The sequence below is a fragment of the Clostridium psychrophilum genome (assembly GCF_018861705.1).
GTDB classification, from domain to species: domain Bacteria; phylum Bacillota; class Clostridia; order Clostridiales; family Clostridiaceae; genus Clostridium_AD; species Clostridium_AD psychrophilum.
In genome coordinates this window covers 1-6,698 of record NZ_JAHLEC010000144.1, presented here as the reverse complement: position 1 = coordinate 6,698, position 6,698 = coordinate 1, and the positions used below count along the sequence as shown (strand labels likewise).

Sequence of the window (6,698 nt, the reverse complement as noted above, 5' to 3'; positions counted from 1 at the left end):
AATCTTTAATAGCATAGTCATTTTTTTATGATTAAGTTAATGCTTATTAAATTCGCTAAAATTTTAGATAGATATTTCACTAAAATCTTTTAGGGTTTCGCAATCAGCTATGTTTATAATAATCAAAGTTTACAGTTTATTACCAGTACGCACAAAAACTTATTAATTATACTATTTGTAATATATCAACTTCTTTTTCACCATAAATTCGATATCCTGAAGAATTTCAAGCCAAATTATTTTTGTATTTAATGTTCAAAAATGTTGAAAATAATTAAAAGCTCATTTTGTTAGGTTTCGTTTTTTTGCTATTTTGTATTTTTGATATAGAATATCTTTCAAAACCAAACCTGTGTCCACATTGTTAAATTTAAACTCATTTTTCAATCTTCATATATACTTAATAATATCTCTATTATATTATTTTAATTACTGCTTCTAAAATCAAACTTCATTCTACGATAAATATTCTGTCATAATTACAACTCTAATATAATTCCTTGTGCTTTATTATTGGAACTAAAATATATTATTGATGCAATTGCAAATAAAATTCCTGAAAAAAAGTTTAAGTTACTGGCATTAAATTTTTTCATGTAATAGTATCCCCCTTAAAACTTCCTGATTGTACAATATACGAAATATGTGAATTATCTTAACTTCTTATTGTACTCATAATCTCTTAGATAAATCTCAATTCATAACGCTAAATCTTTTTATTAAACAATCTTCATTAAATCAATTTTCAAGTAAATTGAAGTCGTTACAGCGACCTCGATGAGATGATTCATCTCTTTCAGATCTATTTGCATCTCTTTAATAGATCTTACCGCGACCCAGAAGATGATTTAATAATTCATAATCTTGACTCTTCTAACTAATCCTTATTAAAATAATTATGAACGATAATTATAATTATATAAGATTATTGCTGTCGGTTGTTTAGCAATTTTTATAATTTCTTATTTATTATCTTATAATGTAAAAACTAAGAATATCCTGCAAGTAAAAAAATTAGGTCCCCTACCTTAGGGGACCTTGTAAATATTTATATTAATCTAATATATTATTCTTTAGTTCATAAGTCTAATTGCGTGATAACCTTCGTGGATTGCAGTCATTATCTTTCTTGGCTTAGTTGCATCTCCTACAACACTTAGATCTTTAACCCTGTCTTCCAATTCACTTGCAAGTGAATTGTTGGACTTGTAGCCTGCTGCTATTACAACTGTATCACATGCAATTTTACGTACAACTCCATCTTTCTCATAGAATACACCAGTTTCATCTATTTTTGTAACCTTAGCAGGTGCAATTATATGAATACCTCTACTTGCAATAAGGTGTCTAAGTGATTGATCATTGTTTTTACAATGATCTGCAGTTAAGAGCACATCGCCTAGCATTTCAATTATAGTTACATTGTCAGCTGTTTCAGCGATATGAGCTGCAGTTTCGCATCCAACAAGGCCTCCACCAATTACTACAACGTCTTTTTTTAGCTTCTCCCCAAGTAATATCTCTGTGGAACTCTTAACGCTTACACAATCAATCCCTGGAATTGGTGGCATTAAAGGATGAGATCCTGTAGCAACTATTACTTTATCAAAACTCTTTGCTATTATCTCTTTCACATTAGTATCCTTCATCGTCTTAACATTAACACCTACGCGATAGGTCATGTTCACCAAGTATGAAACAAGATTTATGACATCCTTTTTAAATGAAGGCGCACCTGCTGCAAGAAGTGTTCCACCTAGTTTTGATGATTTCTCCCAAAGTTCAACATCATAGCCTCTCTTTTTAGCAGTAATTGCAGCTTCCATGCCCCCAGGTCCTCCACCTATAACAAGTACAGATCTCTTCTCACCTTCTTCTGGCAATGGATAATCAGCTTCATGATAGGTGCTAGGATTAACTGAACATGACCAACATTTTCCGGAAAAGCCTGCATTTAAGCATTCATTACAGCCTATGCAAGGAATTATGTCATAGTTTTTTCCTGCTTTAACCTTATTAGGCCAATCAGGATCTGCAAGCATCTGATGTCCAAGAGCTACAAAATCAGTCTTATTATCTTCAAGTACAGCTTCTGCAAGTTCTGGATTAAACAACTTTCCTTGTCCTATTACAGGTATTGTTACAACTTTTTTAACTGCTTCAAATATAGGAATTTGATGTCCTTCTTCCTCATATACTGTAGAAATAGCCTTATACCAAGCTTCATAACATCCAACGTCCACATGTATTGCGGTGGCGCCTGCTTTTTCTAGTATCTTTGCCATATCTAGGCCTTCAGCAAGTTCTCGTCCACCCTCTACCCCATGATAGGGGGTATATTTTACAAGAACAGGAAAATCATCTCCGCAATTCTTCTTGACTTCTGCTATAATCTCTTTTGTAAATTTCATTCTCGCCTCAAGATTTCCACCATATTCATCAGTTCTTATATTCCATTGTCTTGAGTGGAACTGATCTATTAGGTATCCACCATATGCATGAAGTTCAACAGCATCTGCTCCGGCTGCTTTCGCAAGACTTGCGCTGTATCCCATTTTCTCCACAAGGAAATGAATGTCGCCTACTGAAAGTTCTTTACATATAAGGTCTGGAAACCAAAATGACTTAACTGCACTAGCTGAATATGGAGCTGTGAATGGATCTGTAAATACCATTCTTCCAAGGCCTGGTGTAATTTGAACACAAAGTTTTGCTCCATACTGATGTACCTTATCAGCCAATAATCCAAGACGGTCTACCTGGTGAAAGTTGTCCAACTGATTACATGGACGATCTTCATATTTAGTGGAGACTATATTGGCGCCTGTAATAATTAGTCCTACACCACCTTTTGCCCTTTCAACGAAGTAATTGATTGATCTTTCATTGTACCCTCCATCTACATCTGCTGTTGTTCCCATTGGAGCCATGACTATTCTGTTTTTTAATTTCATCCTTCCAATATTTGTTTTTTCAAATAGTTTTAACATGTTTTCACTCCTTTTTAGTATAATTTTTTTATTTATTAGTACCTTATATCTAAATTATAGCTAGAAATTCAATCGTTTACAATGTGCAGTCCATAGAATTTTTTACCTCATATTTATGCAGCTGCACAACACACTTATTTATGCTAAAATGAGTATATAATATGATACTAATATGGAAATAAAATAAATATACATGGAGGGATGTTCATGATTACAAATATTATACAAGAATTATATAAACTCCTCTTTGATGCGCTTTCAAAGGGTGGATTTGAAGAAATAACAAAGGCTGCCTACAGCTATATGAAACATCCCATTGTCCTTATTGATGTAGAATATAAAGTGCTTTCTCAGGTGCCACACTGTCCTCTAGGCGACCCTATCCGGGATACTCTGCTTAAGGAAAATCTCGTACCATCTGAAATGATTTGGGACTTTGATAATGACAACTATGTTAAAACTAACAGAGAAAACAACCGTGCCTTCTTGGTCGACTGGGGGATGGTAGCAAACTTACCAAGAATAATGGTAAGTGTCCGTGTTAATGGACAAATTAAGGGCTACATGGGCATACTCTATCCTGATGGAAAATGTGCACAAGAAGATTTAGCATCAGCAGATATAATCGTCCAAGCCTTTGCCATGGAATTTAGCCGCATAATGAAATTTTCTTCAGAACTTCTTCCACTACAAAATGTGTTTCTTTCTGAATTGTTCCATGGACATATTAACAACCAAAACCAACTTAAAGAATGGAGTAGCCATGTTAATTTAACGTTATCTAAAGGCTATTGTCTGCTTGCTATACAACCCACTCGGGCAACCATAGACTCTGTTCTCCTTCAATATATACATCAACAATTTGAAAAAAAGCTTCCCTCAGTATTATCCATAGTTTTTGACGAATGCATATATTTACTCATTACAACAGTAAACACAAAATCTATGATGGATTCTTTTGTCAAAGCACAAATGCAAATGCTTAAACCCATACTTGTGGAACTGCATCTTCTTGCCGGAATAAGCGACAGGTTCGATAACCTTTTGGACCTTAGACCTTACCTTTACCAAGCAAAACATGCACTTACTCTAGGTAAATTAAATCCGAAATGTCCTATGATTTCCGTCTATAATAATCTAGTGCTTGAAAATATTTTATCAACTGTTCGTACACACATGGAACCACAAAATTACATGCATCCCACTCTTTCAATACTTGAAAAACATGATAATCTAAATGGTACCGAATATTTGACAACCCTAAAAACCTACATGACCTCGATGTGCAATAGCACAAAAACAAGCAAGGCTCTTAATATTCATAGAAATACCCTGCTTTATCGTCTAAACCGAATTGTACAACTTACGGATATTAACCTTGATAACCAGACTACCTGCGCACATCTCATCTTAAGCTTTTACTTGAAATAAATATTCACATAACATTCCTCCCCCTATTGTTTGTACCAATCAAATTTGAAATTTATTACGCCAGTACATCAATTTCAAATTTGCGATTGATTAACTGTTTATGAGAAATGTTAAATGATTACAAATATTAAACTATTTATAATGCTTATAAGCTTCCTCAATTATGTTTTTCATAGTAATGATCGCATAGCAGAAAAGCTATAAACATCACAACAATAACTACGAATAATGTCATCCCAATATTCAAATAGATGTCTATTTTAGCAATTGCATAGATCAAAAAGAAAATAATAGCTGATATAAAACAAATGTCATTTGTGATTCTTAAAGCAGCTCGACTACTCTTCATAGCATTATACAAATCACGTTCATCGGCTTGACCTATAATCATTTCTTCAACTCCTTCTTCTCTTCCTCCCCAGATAAAATTAACCACTATCAACCCAACAGAAAGTACGGATCCAATAAGGTATTTTACTTGCAATCCTTCGCTAACCAAAACATAAATACATCCAACCAATAAAACAAGTCCTAAAATTGCATTCAACATATTTCTATGATTTTTAATCGTCATGATGTTCATCCTCCTTTCTTTTATTTTGTTCAAGGCAATATAGATCTTCAATAGTTGTGGCAAGGATGATTGTAATTCGATACGCTAACATGATCGATGGGTTATATTGGCCTTGCTCCAGAGAAATAATTGTTCTTGCAGAAACATACACTGCATCAGCTAATTGTTGTTGAGTCATATTATATTTCTTTCTGAGTTCACGAACTCTATTTTTCATTATTACCCTTCTTTCATGAAGTTAGCTTTATGTGAAGCTAGCTTCACATTACCATGTATTATTCAAAATATCAATTCAAAAATCCAACTGATTACCAGTTGAATTTGTTAATATACATATTATGTGAAATGCTTTCACAAAAACTTTTCTTCAAGTAATAATTAACCTTTTTTCTTAATTATACTATATATAGTATATATTACATATAAGGAATTTTGCAGTTTTAATCCATAAAAACCATACAACATAATAAACGTTATCTTGAATTCTAGTTTGGTGAAATTTCAATAAGAAGACTTGAATTGTTACATAAAATAGGATATGGTCCATTTTTACATGAATAGTTTCCGTACCTCAAGAATGTCATTATAAAGAATTCAAAACGCACAAAATCCACATTAATAATATATTTTGTAACTAATATACATTTTGGCAGGATAATCAAAACTACCCATAATTGTAAGGAGTACTCATAATGCATAAACATAAAACTGTCTTAGGGGTTCTTATAATTTTTATATGTTTTATAATTGTATTAGCATTTACGACAAGTATTTTATTACCATATAATAAATTAATCTATTATATAGTGACAATAATATTATTCATAATACCTACTGAAATAATTAAACAATACATGTATAAGAAAAAATAATTCCGTATTGTACCCAATCAGTTATACTAGTTATTGAAAAATTGTTGCTATATACCTTTAGGAAAGTCAAGGAGGGAATCAAAATGAATAAATTAAATACGATTATTTTATATTTAATTCCTATATTATTGGTTAGTATTCTAACAAAAAGCATAACTTATTTCTTGTTAAGTGGAGGAATTATGACTATACTGCTTGGATTGAGCATAAAATTCATTACAAAGTTAACTGTATATAAAGAGAAAAATCAAAAGATAAAAAACAATTATTTATATATAATAATCTCAGGAATTTTGTTGATAATAAGTTCATCACAGATGTGATAAATTGCTTATTTGAAATAATGCAACGATTTTATCTTTAAATTTTCTGTTTGAATATAACTTATATAAATAACACAAAAACACCCTACGGTCGAGTATTAAAAATTGATGGTCATGCTAAACTCAGCAAGAGTAATATTATATATAATGCTCGTAGTTATTGGTATAATTTTGAATAGCCTTATTAAATCAGACAAATATTAAGCCCCCGATTACTCTAGAGTTTAAGCATTAGTTTTGTGTTATTTGATTGTACAATTCGGATTGTTTAATTGTAGCTAAAAAAATACCATATACGATTTCATCTTCTTTAAATATTTTAATCCTTGAATTTCATCCAGAGTTTATTTGAAATACCAGTCTTAACTCACTTATTTTCTTTTTCGACACTCTCTTTCGGAGTTTGTCAACATAGTTGTCGCAATTTATACATTTAATTTTTTTATGATGATGCCTTTTCTATAATGAGAAGTTCTTCTTCTTTTATTGGATTCAAAGACACATATTT

5 protein-coding genes are annotated in these 6,698 nt (G+C 31.7%); 2 read left to right on the top strand and 3 right to left on the bottom strand.

Going from position 1 to position 6,698, the window contains the following annotated elements; genetic code table 11:
* Window positions 1–1,073: 1,073 nt before the first annotated feature.
* Complete coding sequence (locus KPL38_RS17560; RefSeq protein WP_216290435.1) at window positions 1,074–2,990, bottom strand: NAD(P)/FAD-dependent oxidoreductase; 1,917 nt, start codon at window positions 2,988–2,990, stop codon at window positions 1,074–1,076.
* A 207-nt stretch (window positions 2,991–3,197) separates the two neighbouring features.
* Here KPL38_RS17560 and KPL38_RS17555 point away from each other — a divergent pair, with 207 nt between their 5' ends.
* Window positions 3,198–4,421, top strand: coding sequence for a PucR family transcriptional regulator (locus KPL38_RS17555; RefSeq protein ID WP_216290434.1), 1,224 nt, complete (start codon window positions 3,198–3,200; stop codon window positions 4,419–4,421).
* A gap of 157 nt (window positions 4,422–4,578) precedes the next feature.
* On the opposite strand, the gene KPL38_RS17550 is transcribed toward KPL38_RS17555, so the two are convergent.
* Together KPL38_RS17550 and KPL38_RS17545 are read right to left on the bottom strand one after the other, a co-directional pair.
* Window positions 4,579–4,995: a DUF2178 domain-containing protein gene (locus tag KPL38_RS17550; RefSeq protein WP_216290433.1), complete on the bottom strand. Its 417-nt coding sequence runs from the start codon at window positions 4,993–4,995 to the stop codon at window positions 4,579–4,581.
* Window positions 4,985–5,212, bottom strand: a complete 228-nt coding sequence (locus KPL38_RS17545; RefSeq protein WP_216290432.1) for a helix-turn-helix transcriptional regulator — start codon at window positions 5,210–5,212, stop codon at window positions 4,985–4,987. Before KPL38_RS17545 ends, KPL38_RS17550 begins: the two co-directional genes overlap by 11 nt.
* 738 nt (window positions 5,213–5,950) lie before the next feature.
* Between KPL38_RS17545 and KPL38_RS17540 the strand changes: the two genes are divergently transcribed.
* Entirely contained in the window at window positions 5,951–6,190 is a 240-nt protein-coding gene (locus KPL38_RS17540; protein WP_216290431.1) for a hypothetical protein, read from the top strand.
* The last annotated feature ends 508 nt before the right edge of the window (window positions 6,191–6,698 follow it).